Below are 968 nucleotides of genomic sequence, written 5' to 3' on the forward strand. Positions count from 1 at the left end.
GCACCGCGGGTGCTGGTGTGTGTGCCGTGCAAATCCACCCAGGTGGAGCGCCGTGCCATCCAGGATTCTGCCTATGGTGCCGGTGCCCGTGATGTGTATTTGATCGAAGAGCCCATGGCCGCTGCTATCGGTGCTGGCCTGCCGGTGGAAGAAGCCCGCGGCTCCATGGTGGTGGATATCGGTGGTGGCACCACGGAAATCGCCCTGATTTCCCTCAATGGTGTGGTGTATTCCGAATCCGTACGTATTGGCGGCGACCGTTTCGACGAAGCGATCGTGGCGTTCGTGCGCAAGGAATATGGCTCGCTGATCGGTGAATCCACCGCTGAACGTATCAAGCACGAAATCGGTACGGCCTACCCGGGTGCTGAAATCCGTGAAATTGATGTGCGTGGCCGGAACCTGGCCGAAGGGGTGCCGCGCAGCTTCACCCTGAATTCCGAAGAAATTCTGGAAGCCCTGAAAGAGCCGCTGGCGGCTATCGTCAATGCGGTGAAGAACGCACTGGAAGCGTCTCCGCCGGAGCTGGCCTCGGATATTGCCGAGCGTGGTCTGGTGATTACCGGTGGTGGTGCCCTGTTGCGTGATATCGACCGTCTGCTCTCGGAAGAAACCGGCCTGCCGGTGATTGTTGCCGATGATCCATTGACCTGTGTGGCCCGGGGTGGCGGCAAGGCGCTGGAGCTGATGGACAGCCAAGGCTTTGACATGCTGGCCATGGGTTAACTCCCATGGTGGCCCCGGCCAAACCCTCCTACCGACTCATTATCGCGCTGGTGCTTGCCGTCATCATGATGGTGCTGGACCAGCGTACCCCTTGGGCTGCACCCCTGCGCCATGCACTGGGCTACCTGACGGCGCCCATTCATTATCTTGCCCACTTGCCGGTGGACAGTGGTGAGTGGCTGTCTGAGCAGACGCAAAGTCGCGGCACCCTGCTTGACGAAAATCGTCGCTTGCAACGCCAG

At 60.3% G+C, this 968-nt stretch carries 1 protein-coding gene and 1 pseudogene; both read left to right on the forward strand.

Annotated features, from left to right (window positions below; all coding sequences use genetic code 11):
- A partial coding sequence (locus A3754_RS03245) for a rod shape-determining protein (RefSeq protein WP_156496735.1) occupies nt 1-726 on the forward strand: 726 nt, incomplete at its 5' end.
- Between the two features lie 5 nt (nt 727-731).
- Nucleotides 732-968 (forward strand): annotated as a pseudogene (locus A3754_RS03250) (rod shape-determining protein MreC); the annotation flags it as partial.

It is taken from the genome of Alcanivorax sp. HI0083 (genome assembly GCF_001635175.1).